Source organism: Pseudolabrys taiwanensis (assembly GCF_003367395.1).
In the GTDB taxonomy this organism is placed as follows: Bacteria; Pseudomonadota; Alphaproteobacteria; order Rhizobiales; family Xanthobacteraceae; genus Pseudolabrys; species Pseudolabrys taiwanensis.
Map to the genome: position 1 here is coordinate 1,766,088 of NZ_CP031417.1, position 16,192 is coordinate 1,782,279.

A 16,192-nucleotide genomic window follows, 5' to 3' on the forward strand; every position below is an offset into this window, starting at 1 on the left:
CGGGAAGGGCCGTAACCTAACGATGTGGCGCGCTCAAGGCAAAAGTTGCAGCGACAATCGTTAAGATTCAGGGGGTTAGGCCGTCATTCCGAGGCGCGCGCCCCGCGCGCGAGCCCGGAATCCATAAACCACCGCGCTGCGGCGCACGGATTCTAAGCCCGGCCCACCTGATCTCGGGCTTGCCCGAGATCAGCACTTAAGAACCAAACTCGGCTAAAGCCGCCTTTGGTTGCCGCCCCGGAATGACGCGCTACTTCTTCTTCATCGCGTAGGTGTGCTCGGGCGCCGGGAATGCGCGCGAGCGCACTTCGGCGGCATAATCGGCGATCGCCTTCTCGATGCCGCCGGCGAGATCGCCGTAGCGCTTGACGAATTTCGGCACGCGGGGCGAGAGCCCGAGCATGTCCTCCATCACCAGGACCTGTCCGTCGCAGGCCGGGCTCGCGCCGATGCCGATGGTCGGGATCGGGATCGCGCCGGTGACCTTGCGCGCGAGCGGCTCGGCCATCGCCTCCAGCACCACCGAGAAGGCACCCGCTTGCGCCACCGCCAGCGCGTCCTGCTCGATGGGCGCCCAATCGGCTTCGTCGCGCCCCTGCGCCTTGAACGACCCGAGCGTGTTGATTGCCTGCGGCGTCAAACCGACATGCGCCATCACCGGCACGCCGCGCTCGGTCATGAAACGGATGGTCTCGGCCATGCGCTTGCCGCCCTCGAGCTTGACGGCGCCGCAGCCGGTTTCCTTCAAGATGCGCACCGCGCTCATGAAGGCCTGCTCCTTCGACGCTTCGTAGGAGCCGAACGGCATGTCAACGACGACCAGCGCGCGCTGCGAGCCGCGCATCACCGCCCGCCCCTGCAGGATCATCATGTCGAGCGTGACCGGCACGGTCGACTCCATGCCGTGCATCACCATGCCGAGCGAGTCGCCAACCAGGATCACTTCGCAATATTTGTCGGCGAGCGAGGCTGTATGCGCATGATATGAGGTGAGCACCACGATCGGCTCACCGCCCTTGCGTGCGCGGATGTCGGGGGCCGTGAACCGCTTGATATCGCTTTGAACTGACATGGATGCTGACCTTCGCTTCAAGCTTGCCCAAACACCGGCACGCCGATCACCGCGGGATGAAAGGCGTAACCGAGGGCGAGATAGACGAGAATGCCGACAACGACGACGATGACGTCGTTGGTCCAGCCGGCGGGCGCGACCGGCAAGGCGACATCGGCGCGGCGTTTCGCGTTGATGCGGGCGTAAACCGCCCACGCCAGAAAAGAGCCGAACAGCAAGATCGAGCCGAGATCGCCGTTCGACAGCAAATGCGCGAAGGCCCAGATCTTCACGGCGGCCAGCATCGGATGCTTCGCACCGGCCTTGATATGGCTCGGGATGAACGTCGCGACCAGCAGGATGGCCGCGAACAGCATCAGACCGATGGTGACGTGGCGCATGAACAACGGCGGCTGCCACACGTCGATCCAGCCATGCGCGCGATATTGGGCAAAGCCCCAGACGATCAGCACCAGGCCGACCGTCGACACGATCGAGAACAGCACGCGATAGAACGGCAGGCCGATACGCGCGATCACACCCGCGCGGGCGTCGCGCATGGTCACGAACAGATGGTTCGCGTGAAAGATCGCCAATCCGAGAACGAGGATGCCCAGGCCCATCGCACGCTCACGCTACATTGCCCAATTGTTGTGCGCCGCAGTAGAGGATCGTGGCCCTCATTGCAAGTCCAGCCGCCGCATGACGCATGTGCCAGCATGTCACGGCGGATGGGCCGCCAGCGATACGGCCAACCACTCGATGAGCGCCGTCACCGCTGGCGTGGCCGCACGACGCTCCGGGCTGACGGCTTTGACCCAGAGATCGGGAATGGGAAAGTCGACGAGCACCGGCATCAGCTCGCCCGAGCGGATAAGATCGTTGGTCATGTAACGCGACACGATCGCGATGCCGGCGCCGCTGAGCGCCGCCGCGACGAGCATCTGTCCGTCATTGGATGTCAGGCGCGGCCGCACGGCGATGGTGATCGCGCCATGCGGGCCCATGAACGTCCAATCGTTGCCGGTGGGAATGAAGCTCAAGCAATCGTGCTGGATCAAATCCTGGGGCGTTTTGGGCACGCCGCGCCGCGCGAGATAGGCGGGCGCCGCGCACAATACGCGCGGCAGCGGACACAACGGCCGCTCGACAACGCCGACGAAAGATTGCGGCCAATGCGCCCCGATCGATACGTCGAAGCCCTCGATGATCGGATCGACCATGCGATCGAGCAGCACGATCTCGAGCCTGATCTTCTGAAACTCCGCCTGGAAGGCCGCGAACACCGGCCGCAAGCGCAACTCGGTCAGCGACGTCGGCGCTTTGATGCGCAGCGAGTCTTCGACCTCGCCGGGGGCCTGCGACGAACCTTTGATGAGCGCATCGAACTCGGCGATCGGCAGCCGCGAACGGTCGAGATAACGCGCGCCCGCTTCCGTCAGAACGAGGCTGCGGGTGGAGCGGCGAAACAATGTCGCGCCGAGCACGCTTTCGAGCTGGTTCACCCGCTTGGTGACGACGGACGCGGCCAGCCCGAGGTCCCGAGCGGCCCGGGAGAAACTCCCGGTCTGGGCAACAGCCTGAAAGGCTTTGAAATTCAGGTAGATATCCATGATCTCACGCGATTTGCGTCAGAATATAGCGCAATTCGGCTAATTCTCATCCGAAATGAAGAAGGTTAGGGTCGCGACAGCAAGCGCCGCAGGTCTGTAAATGCGGTGTCCCTTCTCAGGAAACGCCAGGGCCGACATGACCTCTTCCCCCGCACATTTGCGCGAACCCGCGCGCGACACGCCGGTCTTCGGCGAATACGACGTCGTCGTGCTCGGCGGTGGCCCTGCCGGTCTCGCCGCGGCCGCCGCGGCGGCTGCCCACGCCCGCCGCGTGCTGCTCATCGAGCGCTACGGCTTTCTCGGCGGCATGGGCACCGCCGCCGGCGTCACCAATTTCTGCGGCCTGCACGCCAACGTCTTCGGCGAGATCAAGCAGGTGGTGCACGGCGTCGCCGACGACCTGCTCGGTCGGATCGATCGGCTCGGCGGGCTCAATCCGCCGCACCGCGTGTTCGGCAAGATCGACGCCCAAGCTTACGACACCGCCGTCTTCAAATGCGCCGCCGACGATCTGCTGCTGTCGCGCGGCGCCGACCTGCTTTTCCATGCGCTCGCCGCCGGCGTGGTGATGGACGACGAGCGGCGCATCAAGGCGCTGCTGGTCGAAACCAAATCCGGCCGCCAAGCGATCCTCGGCCGCGTCTTCATCGACTGCTCGGGCGACGGCGATCTCGCCGCCTTCGCCGGCGCCGCTTACGAGAAGGGCGACGCGCATGGCGACCTGCTTTATCCGAGCATGATGTTCCGCCTGAACGGCGTCGATGCCGACAAGGCCGGCGAAGCCTGGCGCACCATTCCGGCGCTGATGGACGAAGCCGCCAAGCGCGGCGTCACCTTCCCGCGCAAGGGCGCCATCGTGCGGCCGCAGAAGCATTCCATCGAATGGCGCGTGAACGTCACGCAAGTGAAGAACGACGACGGCCACGCCGTCGATGCGACGGACGCCGTTCAATTCAGCCGCGGCGAGATCGACGGCCGCAAGCAGGCGCTCGACTTCTTCGCCTTCCTCAAGCGCGAGGCGCCGGGCTTCGCCGACGCCTATGTCGTCGACATTCCGCCGCAGCTCGGCGTGCGCGAAACGCGCCGCATCACCGGCCGCTATCAGTTGACGGCGGACGATGTGCTCACCTGCGCCAGCTTCGACGACACCATCGGCGTCAATGGCTGGCCGATCGAAGCGCATGTCGCCGGCGACGTCGCCTGGCGCTGGCCGGACATTCCCGGCTCGCGCGGCTTCAATCACCTGCCCTATCGCATGCTGACCCCGCCCGGCCTCGACAACCTGCTCGTCGCCGGCCGCTGCGCGTCGATGACGCATGAAGGCCAATCGGCGGCGCGCGTCTCCGGCGGCTGCTTCGTCATGGGCGAAGCCGCCGGAACTGCGGCGCACCTTTCGCTTGCCGGCAATAGCCCCTGTGCGGATATTGCCGTCGATCGCCTGCAAGAAACGCTCGAACGTGGCGGCGTCTATCTCGGCCGCGACGCATAACAGGAAACGACTCATGCTGGGACGCCTTGCCTTCTCCGCCCTTCTGCTCGTCGCCGCCGCGTTGCCGGCGCAATCTCAGGCGCAAGCGCCAAGCTGGCCGCCGAAGACCGTGCGCGTGCTGGTGCCTTTCGGTCCCGGCTCGACGCCTGACATCGTCGCGCGCCTCGTCGCCGAGGGCCTCGGCAAGAAGCATCCGGGCAGCGTCTTCGTGGTGGAGAACAAGCCCGGCGCCAGCGGCAATCTCGGCACCGACACCGTGGCGAAAGCCGCGCCCGACGGCACGACCATCGGCGTGTCGATCGGCGGGCCGCTCGCCATCAACACTTTGTTGTTCTCGAAGCTGCCCTACGATCCGCAGAAGGACATCGCGCCGGTGACACAGCTCATCACCCAGCCGAGCGCGCTCGCCGTCAATCCGGGGCTGAACGTCAACACCGTCGCCGAACTCATCGCGCTGCTGAAGGCCAACCCGGGCAAGTACAACTTCGCCTCCATCGGCAACGGCTCGCTGTCGCACCTCGCGATGGAAGCCTTGGCGATCAAGGCCGGCGTGAAGCTGGTGCACATCCCCTATCAAGCCTCGCCCGCGGCGATGACGGCGATCATGCGCGGCGACGCGCAGATGGGTTGTTTGCCGGCGATCTCGGTGACGCCGCAGGCGGCCAACGGCGCGGTGAAGATCCTCGCGGTGTCGACCGCCAAGCGCTCGCCGTTCCTCAAGGACGTGCCGACCTTGAAGGAAAGCGGCATCGACGTCGAAGCCGACGCCTGGATGGGCCTGATCGCGCCGGGCGCGACGCCGCCGGCGCTGGTCGAGGCCATCAACAAGGACGTCGTCGAGATCATCAAGCAGCCCAGCGTGGTCGACAAGCTCGCCACGCAGCTGATGGAGCCTGTCGGCTCGAGCCCGGCCGATTTCCGCAAGCTGATGAATGCCGAGATCGATCGCTGGGCGCCGGTGATCAAGGCCGCGGACGTGAAGGTGAATTGAAGCGCTCCGCCTTTCGCGCCCGACGGGCGCGGGGCGCGCGCGTTTTCCCTTGGGTGCCATGCGCCGGCGGCATTGTTGAAGCCGCCGCGCCGCTGTAAGCGAGACGTTCCGTCAACGCTCAGCAGCCGCGCCGCCCCGAGGTCCAATGCACAACGTTTCCATCCGCCCCGAGATCGTCGATCGTGTCGTCGCGCGGCGCGGCCGCCTGCACTGGTTCGACCAGCTCGATCCGCAGCGCACCGCCCTCGTCGTTATCGACATGCAGGAGACGTTCTGCGCGCCGGGCAGCCCGGCGGAAGTCGCCGTGTCGCGCAGCATCGTCGACCCGCTCAACCGCCTGACCCGGCGGCTGCGGCCGATGGGCGTGCCGGTGATCTGGGTCCTGCACGCCAACACGCATTCCAACGGCAAGAGCGATTGGGAAGTCTTCTTCAATCACGTCGTCGCCGACGACGTGCGCGAGCGCACGATGGAAAGCCTCGCCCCCGGCCGGCAGAAGGTCTGGAGCGGCCTCGAACAAGGCAACGACGACATCACGATCATCAAGAACCGCTACAGCGCGTTGGTGCCGGGCGCCTCTTCGCTGGAACGCGTGTTGCGAAACCTCGGCGTCGACACGCTGCTGATCGCCGGCACCAAGACCAATGTCTGCTGCGAGTCGACCGCGCGCGACGCGATGATGCTCGACTTCAAGGTCGTCATGCTGTCGGACTGCACGGCTGCTTTGTCGGACGACGAACACCGCGCCGCGCTGGAGACCATCATTCAGCAGTTCGGCGACGTTCTGACGAGCGATGAGGCGGTCGAAAGGTTGACGCAGGAAAGCCGTCGCCCGTAGCCATCTACCCACCCCACCGTGAACCGGCACGCCGGGATTGCGTCCCGGCGTCCATGGCAGCGCAAATGGCACACAACATAGGGAAGCGATACTGACCTATCTGCCGCGCCGCGCGTGATAGGGTGACTGTGAGACTTGTCGTTGACGCGCTCGAGGAGGGCTCGGTATGGCGATACGAAACATCTCACGCGAGACAATCAACATCGTCCTGATCGCCATCATGGCTTTATGCCTGATCGCGGCGTTGATCGCCGGAGCGGTCGGCATCGCCTGGACAGGCAGCCCTGCGGGAGCGACGGCGACGACCATCGCGGAAACCTCCTCTTGGCTCCTGGCGGCGGCGTTCTGCGCCACGCTCGTGATCGCGCTGGTCGAGGAGCATGACGACCGCCGCGGCGAAGGACGTGCGAGGCACATCTCATAGCGCGCCTCTTGCGCGTTTCCATATTACAGCGGAGATTATCGGCGCCTCATGTGGATGAGACGCAATGTGAGTCGATATTGAAAGGATGCGAGGCATGTCGCTGTCCCGTTTGATGAAGCCGATCCTTGCCTCCGTTACCGCCGCCGCGTTGTTCGTGACATCCGCCGACGCCTGTACCCGCGCGGTCTATCTCGGCGTCAACGACATCGTCATCACCGCCCGCTCGATGGACTGGAGGGAGGATATCCAAACCAATCTCTGGATCTTCCCGCGCGGCATGGCGCGCACCGGCGAGACCGGTCCCAACACCGTCAAATGGACATCGAAATACGGCAGCGTGATCGCCTCCGCTTACGACATTTCGACGAGCGACGGCGTCAACGAAGCCGGCCTCGTCGCCAATATCCTATGGCTGGTGGAATCGGAATATCCGAAATTCGATCCGAGCAAGCCGGGTTTAAGCATCGCCGCCTGGGCGCAGTACGTGCTCGATAATTTCGCGACGGTCGGGGAAGCTGTCGATGCGCTCAAGGGCGAGCCGTTCATCATCGTCAGCGACAACGTGCCCGGCACGAAACTGTTCGCCACCTTGCATCTGTCGCTCTCGGACGCGACCGGCGACAGCGCCATCTTCGAATATATCGGCGGCAAGCTGGTCATCCATCACGACCGCAAATATCAGGTGATGACCAACTCGCCCACGTTCGAGCATCAGCTGGCGCTCAACGCCTATTGGAAGGAGATCGGCGGCACCGTGATGCTGCCCGGCACCAACCGCGCGGCCGATCGCTTCGCGCGCGCGTCGTTCTACATCAACGCGGTACCGAGGTTCGAAGACCCGAACCTGGCGCTGGCGAGCGTGTTCAGCGTCATCCGCAATGCATCGGTGCCGTTCGGCATCAGCACGCCGGATCAGCCGAACATCTCGTCGACGCGCTGGCGCACCGTGGTCGACCACAAGCGCAAGCTCTATTTCTTCGAGTCGGCGCTGACGCCGAACACGTTCTGGGTCGATCTGAAGGAGATCGACTTTTCCAAGGACACCGGCAAAGTGAAGAAACTGGACCTCGGGCCGAACCAGGACCACACCTTTGCCGGCGACGCGACCAAGGATTTCGTCGCGACCCCGCCGTTCAAGTTCATGGGAGTTCAGTGAGACGTGCGCGCTGGCAACGCCTAAGGCCGTCATTCTGAGGTGCGGGCCAATGGGTCCGCGCAAAATGCGGCCCGATGACAAGCTCCGCGGGACTTGAAGGGTGACGGACAGAGACTCTTGGACCGTCGCCATTCGAGGCCGTCGCCACGCGACGGCATCTTAGGGTGACAGATCAAAGGCGGAGCAACGCTCCCTTACGCCGCCTCTTTCTTCACGTCCTTGATGTCGTTGAACACCAGGCCCGGCGCGCGCTCGCGCGTATAATCGAGGATGAACTGGTTGCGCGCCATGAACACCTTGTCGCCGTCGAGATCTTCGGCGACGGACGAATAGTTGGCCGAGACGAACTCGTCGAGCTTCTTGCGGTCGTCGCAAGCGATCCAGCGCGCGAGCTGGAATTCCGGCTGATCGAAGCCGATGTCGAGCCCATACTCCTCGGCCAGCCGCACCTTGAGCACGTCGAGCTGCAGCGGACCGACGACACCGACCAGCGCCGGCGCGCCGTCGAGCGGGCGGAACACCTGCACGACGCCCTCCTCGGCCATCTGCTGCAGCGCTTCCTTCAGCTTCTTCGCTTTCATCGGATCGCCGAGCTTCACGCGGCGGAGGATTTCCGGCGCGAAGTTCGGCACGCCGAGGAATGCCAGTTCCTCGCCTTCGGTGAAGGTGTCGCCGATGCGCAAGGTGCCGTGGTTTGGAATGCCGACCACGTCGCCTGCATAAGCCTCATCCGCCACCGAGCGGTCCTGCGCGAAGAAGAACTGCGGCGCCGACAACGTCACCGGCTTGCCGGTGCGGGTCAGCTTGGCCTTCATGCCGCGGCGCAGCTTGCCCGAGCAGAGGCGCGCGAAGGCGATGCGGTCGCGATGGTTCGGATCCATGTTCGCCTGGATCTTGAACACGAAGGCGGTCATCGCATTTTCGTGGGCGTCGATTTTGCGCGTATTGGCGACCTGCGCGCGCGGCGGCGGCGCCAGCTTGCCGAGCGCATCGAGCAGATCCTTGACGCCGAAGTTCTTCAAGGCCGAGCCGAAGAACACCGGCGTCAGATGGCCCTCGCGGAAAGCCTGGAAGTCGAAAGGACGGCAGGCTTCCTTCACCAGCTTCAGCTCTTCCGCGATCGCTTCGGCGTCGAGCATCGGGTTCTTGGCGGCGAGCGAGGCAAGATCGAGCGGCTGACGGTCGACCGTGCGGCCGTCGTCGGTCAGCAGCCGCATCTCCCCGCTCGCGATGTCGTAGGTGCCGGCGAAATCGCGGCCCTGCCCGATCGGCCAGGTCATCGGCGTCGTGTCGAGCGCCAGCGTCTTCTCGATCTCGTCGAGGATGTCGAACGGATCGCGCGCCTCGCGGTCCATCTTGTTGATGAAGGTGACGATCGGGATGTCGCGCAGCCGGCACACTTCGAACAGCTTGCGGGTGCGCGCCTCGATGCCCTTGGCGGCGTCGATCACCATCACCGCGCTGTCGACCGCGGTCAGCGTCCGGTAGGTGTCTTCCGAAAAGTCTTCGTGGCCCGGCGTGTCGAGCAGGTTGAACACGCGGCCGTCGTAATCGAAGGTCATCACCGAGGTGACGACCGAGATGCCGCGCTCGCGTTCGATCGCCATCCAGTCCGAGCGGGTCGACCGGCGGTCGCGCTTGGCCTTCACCTGTCCGGCGAGGTTAATGGCGCCCCCGAACAGCAGCAGCTTTTCGGTCAGCGTCGTCTTGCCGGCGTCCGGGTGGGAAATGATCGCGAAGGTGCGCCGGCGCTCGACTTCGGCGGCAATCGGCGTCTGAGCAGCGGAATCGGCGGCGGATAGCGGCTTATTCATGCGCCGCATGTGGCAGGGAACCCGCCCAAGATCAAGGGAGGGACAGCCGGAACCCGGCGCGAAAAGGGCGGCTCAACGTCCAACGGAACAAAAGGTTCCCGCGCAAAATGGTAAGAATTCGCGATATACGGCTTGTTCCCCGCGGCAGCTCACGTAGTAGAACACTTCATGGCCCTGACGGAAATCTCCCTGATCCGCCGCATCTTCCTGCTGATGCTGGCGGGCGTCATTTCGTTGCTTGTGATCGTCGGTCTGACGCTCTGGCTGACCGAGCGCGTCAACGACCATTCGGACGAGGTGGTGCGCGCGCGGAACACGCGGATGCTGGCCGCCACGCTGCTTAGCCTGGTGCAGGACATGGAATCCGGCCAGCGCGGCTATCTGCTGACGCACGACCGGCGCTACCTCGAGCCGTACGAGAAGGCCAAGCCGCAGGTGGACGAAACCCTGGGGCGACTGAAGGACATGATCAGGGACGATCCGGACGGCACCGCCGAGGCCGCCCGCCTGGCCGCCGCCATCAACGACAAGATCGCGGAACTGTCGCAGACCGTGGCCCTTGCCGACTCCGGCGATACCGCCGGGGCCCTGGCGGTCGTCAACGCGGACCGCGGCCGCGACCTCATGGAAAACGTCCGCGGTCAGATCAACGTCATCGGCCAACGCTCCGACGCGCGTGTTCGCGACCGCCTCGCCGCCATGCAGCAGAGCACGCGCTATCTCACTTTCGTGTCTGTCTTTGCCTCGCTGCTCATCATCCTGGTCGCCGCCACGGCGATCTGGACCACCAGCCGCTACACCCGCGAACTGGTGCAGGCCCGTCGCGAGGTGGAAAGCGCCAATGCGAGCCTTGAGGCGCGGGTCGCCGAGCGCACCGCCGATCTCACCCGCGCCAACGAGGAAATCCAGCGTTTCGCCTATATCGTCAGCCACGACCTGCGGGCGCCGCTCGTCAACATTGTCGGCTTCACCAGCGAGATGGAGGCCGGTCTCGCGGCGCTGCAACGGGCCTTCTCGGCCAACGACAACCAGACACCCGACCCCATGCTGCTCGAGGAAGCGCGCGAGGTCACGACCACCGACCTGCCCGAAGCCATCGGCTTCATCCGCGCCTCGACGACCAAGATGGACCGCCTGATCAACGCCATCCTCAAGCTGTCGCGCGAAGGCCGGCGCGAGCTGCGGTCGGAACGGGTCGATCTGGCGCCGCTTCTGGCCACCGCCGCGGCCAGCGTCCAGCACCAGCTCGACGAGCGCGGCGCCCGCATCGAGCTCGGCGACCGCTTCCCGGTCATCCATTCGGACCGGCTTGCGCTCGAACAGGTTTTCGGCAATCTCGTCGACAACGCCGTGAAATACCTCTCCGCGGACCGGCCCGGACACATCCGGATCACGGCCAAGGAGGACCTGAGCGGTGTCACGATCGAGGTCGCCGACAACGGCCGTGGCATCGCGCCGAACGACCACGAGCGCATTTTCGAGCTATTCCGGCGCGCCGGCACCCAGGATGTGGCCGGCGAAGGCATCGGCCTCGCCCATGTCCGCGCCCTGGTGCGGCGCCTGGGCGGCGACATCACCGTCGATTCCGAACTCGGTAAGGGTAGCCGGTTTAAGGTGCGGCTGCCGCGCTACAGCAGACACGTTTACACAGAATGAGGGCATGATGGCCGAAACCCACAGCGCAGAACCCGTCGTGATCGTGATGATCGAGGATGACGAAGGTCATGCCCGCCTGATCGAGCGCAATATCCGCCGCGCCGGCGTCAATAACGAGATCGTGCCTTTCGCCAACGGCACGGCGGCGCTCGAATTCCTGTTCGGCGCCGACGGTTCGGGCACGGTAAGCGCCAATCGCGCCCTGCTCATCCTGCTCGACCTCAATCTGCCGGATATGACCGGCATCGACATCCTGGCCAAGGTGAAGGCCAATCCCCATCTCAAACGCACGCCGGTGATCATCTTGACGACCACCGACGACCAGCGCGAGATTCAGCGCTGTTACGACCTCGGCGCCAATGTCTACATCACGAAGCCGGTGAATTACGAAGGCTTCTCCAATGCCATCCGGCAGCTTGGCCTCTTCCTGTCGGTCATGCAGGTGCCCGTAGCGGATTGAACGTGTCAGATAGCTACCGCGTCCTTTACATCGACGACGACCCCGGCCTCGGCCGCTTGATGCAGCGAACGCTGGCGCAAAAGGGGTTGGCGATCGAGCATGCCCAGAACGGCAAAGATGGCCTCCAGCGCCTCGACGCCGGCGACATCGATATCGTGGCACTCGACCATGATCTCGGCCACGAGACCGGCCTCGACGTACTGCGCGCGATCAAGGCGCGCGAAGACGCGCCGCCCGTGATCTACGTCACCGGGTCGGACGATGCCCGCGTCGCGGTCGCCGCGCTCAAGGCGGGCGCCGTCGACTATGTGTGGAAGGACGTCGAGGGACACTATCGCGATCTTTTGGTCGAGTCGGTGCGCGCCGCGATCAGCCAGGAGCGCTGGAAGCGCGAAAAAGAGCGCGCCGAGCGTGAGGTGCGCGAGGCCAAAGAGCGCGCCGAATTGCTGTTGCGGGAGGTCAATCACCGCGTCGCCAATTCCCTCGCGCTGGTGCAGTCGCTGGCGCGGCTGCAAGGCAACGCGGTCACGGACGAAGGCGCCAAATACGCCTTGCAGGAGATGCAGGCGCGCATCGCGGCGATCGCCGGCATTCACCGGCGGCTGTACACGTCCTCCGACGTCCGTTTCGTCGAGATGGACGCCTATATCGAGAGCCTCGTGCAAGAGCTGAGCGAGGCGATGAACGCCGAGGAAAAGCACCACAAGATCGCGCTCAGTGTCGAGACGCAGATGAAGGTGCCGACCGACAAGGCTGTCTCGATCGGCGTGGTCATCACCGAGCTGGTGACCAACGCCTACAAATACGCCTACCCGGAGAACATCACCGGCAGCATCCGCATCTTCCTGCGGCGCGCCGACTCCAGCCTGGTGCTGATGGTGGAAGACGATGGCGTCGGCTTCCGCGGCACCGATGCGCCCAAGGGCACCGGCGTCGGCACGCGGGTAATCAAAGCGATGGCGTCGAACCTGAAGGCGACCATCCGTTACGACCAGGAGCACGCCGGCACCCGCGTGGTGCTCGAATTCGCGGCGTGAGGTCTAGGCCTTTCCACCGGTCATGGCCGGGCTTGTCCCGGCCATCCATGTTTTCTTGCTAGCATCGAAGACGTGGATGCCCGGCACAAGGCCGGGCATGACGAAGTCCCGAAACACGCGCCGCCAACAGGCGCTAAGCCTTCGCCCCGCCGGGCTCCAGCGCCTCGCCCTCCAAGATGGGATGCGCCATGGCCTCGTGCAGCGCGTGCTTGTCGAGTTCGCCTTCCGACCGGCTGATGACGATGCACGCGACACCGTTGCCGACCAGGTTGGTGAGCGCGCGGCATTCGCTCATGAACTTGTCGATGCCGAGCAGGATCGCCAGCGCTTGAATTGGAATGTCCGGCACGATGGCGAGCGTCGCGGCCAAAGTGACGAAGCCCGCGCCCGTCACGCCCGACGCGCCCTTCGACGTGATCATCGCGATGCCGAGGATGCCGAGTTCCTGCCAGATGGTCAGATGCGTATTGGTCGCCTGCGCCAGGAACAAGATGGACAGCGTCATGTAGATATTGGTGCCGTCGAGATTGAAGCTGTAGCCGGTCGGAATGACGAGACCGACCACGGGCCGCGAGGCGCCGAGATGCTCCATCTTCTGGATCATCTGCGGCAGCACCGTTTCCGACGATGACGTGCCGAGCACGATCAGCAGCTCGTCCTTGATGTAGCCGATGAAGCGGATGATCGAGAATCCGGAAAGCCGCGCGATGCTGCCGAGAACCAGCAGCACGAACAGGATGCTCGTCAAATAGAACGTCCCGACCAGCGCCGCGAGCCGCGCCAGCGAGCCGATGCCGAAGGCGCCGATGGTGAAGGCCATGGCGCCAAAGGCGCCGACGGGCGCGACGCGCACCACGATACGGATGATGCCGAAGAAGACACGCGCGGCCTGGTCGATCGCCTTGGCGATCGGTTCTCCCGCCTTGCCCATCAACGCGATCGAGAAGCCCGAAAGGATCGAGACCAACAGCACCTGCAGCAGGTCGCCACGCGCCAGCGCGCCGATATAACTGTCGGGAATGATCGCGAGCAGATGCGCGACAACGCCGTCTTGCTGCGCCTTGGTGACGTAGGTCGCCACCGCCCTGGCGTCCATCGTGGCCGGGTCGATGTTGAAGCCCGCGCCCGGCTGAAGGAGTTCGGCGACGATCAGGCCGATCGCCAGCGCGAGGGTCGAGACCACCTCGAAATAAAGCAGCGTCTTGACGCCGACGCGGCCAACGCGCTTGAGGTCGCCCATCGACGAAATGCCGTGCACCACGGTGCAGAAGATCACCGGCGCGATCATCATCTTGATCAGCGCGATGAACCCATCGCCGAGTGGCTTCATCGACTTGCCGAGGTCCGGCCAATAGTGGCCGAGGACGACACCGAGCACGATGGCGATCAGGACCTGAATGTAGAGAATGCTGTACCAGGGCTGGCGGGCAGGCTTAGCGACGACTTCGGTCATGAAAAATTCCAGGTAGAACCTATCCCCCGACAACCATGGAGATGGCAAAATTGTCGCACCCGATCAAGCCCTGGGAATCCGTACATCACCTCTCAGTAAGTTGATTTGACGCAAAGTATCGCAGCCGCGTGCTGCTATGCGGAAGTGACGCCCCACAGAGTGCCTCCATGGCCACCATCAGCCATATCGTCCACCCGACCGATTTCTCGGATGCCAGCAGCGCCGCCTTCGTGCATGCGCTGAAGATCGCCCTCACCGCCAAGGCGACCCTGACCATCCTCCATGTTGCCGCCTCGCATGCGAACGACGAGTGGGAGCAGCTGCCGCAGGTGCGCAAACTGCTCGCGGATTGGGGCCTGCTCAGCCCGCACGATCCGGCGTCGGCCATGACCGAAAAGCTCGGACTGACCGTCCGCAAGGTCGAACTGGAGCCGCAATCTCCGGCGAGCGGCGTCATGCAGTATCTGAGCCGTCACACGGCGGACCTGATCGTGCTCGCCACCGAAGGCCGGCAAGGCGTCGCGCGCTGGCTGCGCGGCTCGATCGCGGAAAGGCTCGCGCGCGAAAGCCGTTCGGTGACGCTGTTCGTGCCGGCCAAAGCGCGCGGCTTCATCGATCCACGACGCGGCGAAGTGCATTTGAAGCGCGTGCTAATCCCGATCGATCACGAGCCGCCGCCGGCGGCACCGCGGGCCCGCATCATGGCCTTTGCCCAGCTCGTCGCCGGCATCGATGCCGAGGAGCGCCTGTTGCATGTCGGCGGCGACGCGCCCGTGATCCCGCAACCCGGGGCGCCGCGGCGTCAGCTTCCCGTGGCCGTCGGACAAGGCGACGCCGTCGAGGCCATCGTAGCCGCCGCCAATGATTGGTCGGCGGACCTCATCGGCATGCCGACCGCAGGCCACCATGGCTTCCTCGATGTGCTGCGCGGCTCGACCACCGAACGCGTGCTGCGTCAGGCGCCCTGTCCCCTGCTCGCCGTGCCGATCGCGTATTAGCGACGGCGCGATATTCTCGCTTTGTTCTACAAGCTGAGCTTTCACATCCCGCCCCAAACTCTTCACTTCGTTCGACGCATTCGAACATTTCATTCGAAATATTCAGTTTGAACGAACGCTTGCGCGCATCCAAATTCGGCGGAGCCGAAGAGGAGCGACGCAATGTCCACCACCGCCCATCACGCCAGCCATCCGCCTGCCCGCCGCGCGCCGGCCGCCGGTTGGCTCGCTTTGCTCCCAGGTCTGCTGCTCACGGGTGCGATCGCCGCGGCCGCGTTCGCGCTGCGTCAGATCCCCGGCCTCGGCATCCTCAGCCCGATGATCCTCGCCATCGTCATCGGCATCGCCTTTCACAACCTGATCGGCACGCCGGCGCGCGCCAAGGCCGGTGTCACCTTCTCGCTGCGGCGCGTGTTGCGCTTCGCGATCATCCTGCTCGGCCTGCAACTGACCGCCGCGCAGGTCGCCGAGGTCGGCGCCACCGGCATCGCGCTCATCGCCATCACGCTCGTCGCCACCTTCACCTTCACCAAATGGGTCGGCCGTCTGCTGGGCGTCGACAACAAGCTCGCCGAACTGATCGCCGCCGGCACCTCGATCTGCGGCGCCTCGGCGGTCATCGCCACCAACACCGTGACCGACGCGCCGGACGAAGACGTCGCCTACGCGGTCGCCTGCGTGACGGTGTTCGGCTCGATCGCCATGTTCGTCTATCCCCTGTTGCCGGGCCTGCTCGGACTGTCGCCGCACGCCTACGGCCTCTGGGCCGGCGCCTCGATCCACGAGATCGCTCAGGTCGTTGCCGCCGCTTATCAGGACGGTACGCAGGCCGGCGACTTCGGCACCATCGCCAAGCTCTCGCGCGTCATGATGCTGGCGCCCGTGGTCGTCGGCCTCGGTTTCATGGCGCGGCGCGCGCGCAGCACCGAGCACAGCCGTGCCAAGCCGGTGCCGCTGCCCTGGTTCGTGGTCGGCTTCGTCGCGCTCGTCATCGTCAACAGTTTCGTCACCATCCCGGCGCCGGCCAAGATGGCGATCGTCACCGCCACGACCTTCCTGCTCTCGGTCGCGCTCGCCGCCATGGGCCTCGAGACCGACATCGCCAAGCTGCGCATGAAGGGCCTGCGGCCGTTCTTTCTCGGCCTCGCCGCCTTTCTTTTCATCGCGACGTTCAGTCTAATGCTCATCCGCATGACGACGTGACCGGCGCCG

The 16,192-nt window shown here is 64.9% G+C and carries 15 protein-coding genes; 10 read left to right on the forward strand and 5 right to left on the reverse strand.

Translation table 11 applies throughout. From position 1 onward, the window contains the following. Positions 1-250: 250 nt before the first annotated feature. The 3 genes from panB to DW352_RS08480 form a co-directional block, all read right to left on the reverse strand. On the reverse strand, positions 251-1,072 hold the full coding sequence (gene panB / locus DW352_RS08470; protein WP_115690303.1) for a 3-methyl-2-oxobutanoate hydroxymethyltransferase: 822 nt from the start codon (positions 1,070-1,072) through the stop codon (positions 251-253). A 17-nt stretch (positions 1,073-1,089) separates the two neighbouring features. Then, the gene (locus DW352_RS08475) at positions 1,090-1,674 is read right to left on the reverse strand and encodes an NnrU family protein (protein WP_115690305.1); all 585 of its coding nucleotides are present in this window, start codon (positions 1,672-1,674) and stop codon (positions 1,090-1,092) included. A 99-nt stretch (positions 1,675-1,773) separates the two neighbouring features. Next, on the reverse strand, positions 1,774-2,664 hold the full coding sequence (locus DW352_RS08480; protein ID WP_115690307.1) for a LysR family transcriptional regulator: 891 nt from the start codon (positions 2,662-2,664) through the stop codon (positions 1,774-1,776). A 136-nt stretch (positions 2,665-2,800) separates the two neighbouring features. On the opposite strand from DW352_RS08480, the gene DW352_RS08485 reads away from it, so the two are divergent. From DW352_RS08485 to DW352_RS08505, 5 genes are all read left to right on the forward strand, one after another. After that, a complete protein-coding gene (locus tag DW352_RS08485) occupies positions 2,801-4,153 on the forward strand; it encodes an FAD-dependent oxidoreductase (RefSeq protein WP_115690309.1) in 1,353 nt (450 codons plus the stop codon). A gap of 16 nt (positions 4,154-4,169) precedes the next feature. Then, positions 4,170-5,144: a Bug family tripartite tricarboxylate transporter substrate binding protein gene (locus DW352_RS08490; RefSeq protein WP_115694307.1), complete on the forward strand. Its 975-nt coding sequence runs from the start codon at positions 4,170-4,172 to the stop codon at positions 5,142-5,144. A 145-nt stretch (positions 5,145-5,289) separates the two neighbouring features. Then, a complete protein-coding gene (locus DW352_RS08495) occupies positions 5,290-5,982 on the forward strand; it encodes an isochorismatase family protein (protein ID WP_115690311.1) in 693 nt (230 codons plus the stop codon). Between the two features lie 166 nt (positions 5,983-6,148). After that, the gene (locus tag DW352_RS08500; protein ID WP_115690313.1) at positions 6,149-6,406 is read left to right on the forward strand and encodes a hypothetical protein; all 258 of its coding nucleotides are present in this window, start codon (positions 6,149-6,151) and stop codon (positions 6,404-6,406) included. Positions 6,407-6,518: 112 nt separating this feature from the next. Next, the gene (locus DW352_RS08505; RefSeq protein ID WP_245434458.1) at positions 6,519-7,562 is read left to right on the forward strand and encodes a linear amide C-N hydrolase; all 1,044 of its coding nucleotides are present in this window, start codon (positions 6,519-6,521) and stop codon (positions 7,560-7,562) included. Between the two features lie 194 nt (positions 7,563-7,756). Here the strand turns inward: DW352_RS08505 and DW352_RS08510 are convergent, their stop codons facing one another. After that, on the reverse strand, positions 7,757-9,385 hold the full coding sequence (locus DW352_RS08510) for a peptide chain release factor 3 (RefSeq protein ID WP_115690317.1): 1,629 nt from the start codon (positions 9,383-9,385) through the stop codon (positions 7,757-7,759). Between the two features lie 159 nt (positions 9,386-9,544). Between DW352_RS08510 and DW352_RS08515 the strand changes: the two genes are divergently transcribed. The 3 genes from DW352_RS08515 to DW352_RS08525 are packed head-to-tail and all read left to right on the forward strand — an operon-like array spanning position 9,545 to position 12,529. Beyond that, positions 9,545-11,032 carry a sensor histidine kinase gene (locus DW352_RS08515; protein WP_115690319.1) on the forward strand — a complete coding sequence of 496 codons (1,488 nt, stop codon included), beginning with the start codon at positions 9,545-9,547 and terminating at the stop codon, positions 11,030-11,032. 46 nt (positions 11,033-11,078) lie between these two features. Next, positions 11,079-11,492 (forward strand): response regulator, encoded by a 414-nt coding sequence (locus tag DW352_RS08520; protein ID WP_115694308.1) that lies wholly within the window; start codon positions 11,079-11,081, stop codon positions 11,490-11,492. A gap of 59 nt (positions 11,493-11,551) precedes the next feature. Next, complete coding sequence (locus DW352_RS08525) at positions 11,552-12,529, forward strand: histidine kinase dimerization/phosphoacceptor domain -containing protein (protein ID WP_210209990.1); 978 nt, start codon at positions 11,552-11,554, stop codon at positions 12,527-12,529. Positions 12,530-12,662: 133 nt separating this feature from the next. On the opposite strand, the gene DW352_RS08535 is transcribed toward DW352_RS08525, so the two are convergent. After that, the gene (locus tag DW352_RS08535) at positions 12,663-13,982 is read right to left on the reverse strand and encodes a dicarboxylate/amino acid:cation symporter (protein ID WP_115690321.1); all 1,320 of its coding nucleotides are present in this window, start codon (positions 13,980-13,982) and stop codon (positions 12,663-12,665) included. A gap of 167 nt (positions 13,983-14,149) precedes the next feature. On the opposite strand from DW352_RS08535, the gene DW352_RS08540 reads away from it, so the two are divergent. Both DW352_RS08540 and DW352_RS08545 read left to right on the forward strand, forming a co-directional pair. Continuing rightward, positions 14,150-14,980 (forward strand): universal stress protein, encoded by an 831-nt coding sequence (locus DW352_RS08540; protein ID WP_115690323.1) that lies wholly within the window; start codon positions 14,150-14,152, stop codon positions 14,978-14,980. Between the two features lie 162 nt (positions 14,981-15,142). Further along, entirely contained in the window at positions 15,143-16,183 is a 1,041-nt protein-coding gene (locus tag DW352_RS08545) for a YeiH family protein (RefSeq protein WP_115690325.1), read from the forward strand. The last annotated feature ends 9 nt before the right edge of the window (positions 16,184-16,192 follow it).

What these genes read in the sequence shown, in the direction of transcription:
- panB (WP_115690303.1), bottom strand. Translation starts at nt 1,072, where the DNA reads ATGTCAGTTCAAAGCGATATCAAGCGGTTCACGGCCCCCGACATCCGC.
- DW352_RS08475 (WP_115690305.1), bottom strand. Translation starts at nt 1,674, where the DNA reads ATGGGCCTGGGCATCCTCGTTCTCGGATTGGCGATCTTTCACGCGAAC.
- DW352_RS08480 (WP_115690307.1), bottom strand. Translation starts at nt 2,664, where the DNA reads ATGGATATCTACCTGAATTTCAAAGCCTTTCAGGCTGTTGCCCAGACC.
- DW352_RS08485 (WP_115690309.1), top strand. Translation starts at nt 2,801, where the DNA reads ATGACCTCTTCCCCCGCACATTTGCGCGAACCCGCGCGCGACACGCCG.
- DW352_RS08495 (WP_115690311.1), top strand. Translation starts at nt 5,290, where the DNA reads ATGCACAACGTTTCCATCCGCCCCGAGATCGTCGATCGTGTCGTCGCG.
- DW352_RS08500 (WP_115690313.1), top strand. Translation starts at nt 6,149, where the DNA reads ATGGCGATACGAAACATCTCACGCGAGACAATCAACATCGTCCTGATC.
- DW352_RS08505 (WP_245434458.1), top strand. Translation starts at nt 6,519, where the DNA reads ATGAAGCCGATCCTTGCCTCCGTTACCGCCGCCGCGTTGTTCGTGACA.
- DW352_RS08510 (WP_115690317.1), bottom strand. Translation starts at nt 9,385, where the DNA reads ATGCGGCGCATGAATAAGCCGCTATCCGCCGCCGATTCCGCTGCTCAG.
- DW352_RS08515 (WP_115690319.1), top strand. Translation starts at nt 9,545, where the DNA reads ATGGCCCTGACGGAAATCTCCCTGATCCGCCGCATCTTCCTGCTGATG.
- DW352_RS08520 (WP_115694308.1), top strand. Translation starts at nt 11,079, where the DNA reads ATGATCGAGGATGACGAAGGTCATGCCCGCCTGATCGAGCGCAATATC.
- DW352_RS08525 (WP_210209990.1), top strand. Translation starts at nt 11,552, where the DNA reads ATGCAGCGAACGCTGGCGCAAAAGGGGTTGGCGATCGAGCATGCCCAG.
- DW352_RS08535 (WP_115690321.1), bottom strand. Translation starts at nt 13,982, where the DNA reads ATGACCGAAGTCGTCGCTAAGCCTGCCCGCCAGCCCTGGTACAGCATT.
- DW352_RS08540 (WP_115690323.1), top strand. Translation starts at nt 14,150, where the DNA reads ATGGCCACCATCAGCCATATCGTCCACCCGACCGATTTCTCGGATGCC.
- DW352_RS08545 (WP_115690325.1), top strand. Translation starts at nt 15,143, where the DNA reads ATGTCCACCACCGCCCATCACGCCAGCCATCCGCCTGCCCGCCGCGCG.